Raw genomic sequence first — 1579 nt, forward strand, 5'->3', positions numbered from 1 at the left:
GAGCGCCGCCGGACCGGCGGGTGCCCTGGGCGCCCGCGTTCTCTCGATGGTGGGCACGCGGGTCAGAAGCCGGGCGCGCCGGCGGCCTTGGCCAGCTGCGCGAACTGGTCCTGGGTGGTCCTGGCGACCTGTTCCGGGGTCATGGTGCCGCTGATCATGTCGGCCAGGTTGAGGTAGAGATCGGGATTGGCGACCGCCAGCGCCTGCATGGAACCGACCGAGGCGGGCAGCGCCGCGTGCACGTCGAGCAGGGCCCGGGGTACGCCGGGCGGGTTGGGCACCGACGGCTCCAGCGAGACGGTCTTGCGGTCGGCGACGAAGGAGGCGTAGCCGGGCCCCATCCAGTACGTCATCAGCTGCCGCGCCGCGGCCTCCCGCTCGGCGTCGCCGGTCTTGAACGCCACCAGCGCGTTGGACTGGTCCGGGATGAAGGTGCCGATGTTGCCGGACGGCGCGATCGGGAAGAAGCCGATCTTCGAGTCCAGCTCGGCGGTGCCGGCCTTGGCCTGCAACTGACCGAAGAAGGAGTTGACCTGTACGACCATCGCCGCCTTGCCGCCCAGCAGCGCCGTACCCTGGTCCTCGAACTTGGCGGTCCTGATGTCCGCGTTGAACAGGCCCTCCTTGATCAGCGACTGGTAACGCTTGATCGCGTCGAGCACGACCGGGCTGCTGAAGGTCTCCTGGCCGGTGTTCACCTTGTCCCAGAGGCCGGCCTTGGCGGCGTCCGCGAGCTGCACCTGCACCCACCACTGGGTGGCCCAGCGGTCGCCGCCCATCTCATGGAACGGCGTGACTCCCTTGGTCTTGAGCTTGCGGGCCACCTCGACCATCTCGTCGAAGGTCTTCGGCGGGGCGGCGATGCCGTTGGCCGCGAAGACCTCCTTGTTGTAGTAGACGCCCTCGACCGCGGGGCTGGTGACCAGCGCGGCGTAGCGGGTGCCGTCCTGGATGCCGGTGATGTCCTTCAGGTCGGGGGCGAGCCGGCTCAGCCAGGGCGCGTCGGTCAGCGGCTGCAGGTTCGCCTTGGCGTTGAGCGCGGTCAGCATGGAGGCGGTCGGCTGCCAGAACGCCAGGTCGGGCTGGTCGCCGGTGGCGACCTTGGTCTGCACCCCCTGCTCGTACGGGTCCGGGATGGTGACCACCTGCACCTTGGCCCCGGTGGCCTGCTGGAATTCCTCGATGACCTTCTTGGGCACGGTGTTGCTGTTCTGCGCCGCCCAGATGGTCAGCTGCACGCCGTCCAGCTCGGCCGTGGCCTCGGGCCAGGTGACGGCGGTGTCGGCGGGCGCCTCCGCGGAAGGGTCGCTGCAGGCCGCGAGTCCCAGCGTGAGCACCGCCGCGGCGGCGATTACCGGCAATCTTCGCATCTCATCCTTCTTTCTCGGGGTGGGTGACGTCCGCGCCGGCGACCAGCCGGAAGATGCGGGCGGCGGGCTCGGCCCGGCCGGCGGCGACGGTCAGCGTCGCGGTGCCGGGGGACCAGTCACAGCTCCAGGCCGGTAACCGGCGGGGATAGAGCACGTCGGCCCGGACGGACCGGCCGCGCAGGTGCGGCAGGTCCAGCCGGACATCGGGG

Annotated in this window: 2 protein-coding genes; both read right to left on the reverse strand. The window is 70.6% G+C overall.

Annotated features, from left to right (window positions below; translation table 11 throughout):
- Positions 1 to 62 precede the first annotated feature (62 nt).
- Positions 63 to 1370 carry an ABC transporter substrate-binding protein gene (locus AB0C29_RS47630; RefSeq protein ID WP_360834884.1) on the reverse strand — a complete coding sequence of 436 codons (1308 nt, stop codon included), beginning with the start codon at positions 1368 to 1370 and terminating at the stop codon, positions 63 to 65.
- 1 nt (position 1371) lies between these two features.
- Positions 1372 to 1579 (reverse strand): hypothetical protein (locus tag AB0C29_RS47635; protein ID WP_360834886.1); only part of this gene is annotated, 208 nt, incomplete at its 5' end.

This window comes from Actinoplanes sp. NPDC048791 (assembly GCF_040650095.1).
In the GTDB taxonomy this organism is placed as follows: Bacteria; Actinomycetota; Actinomycetes; order Mycobacteriales; family Micromonosporaceae; genus Actinoplanes.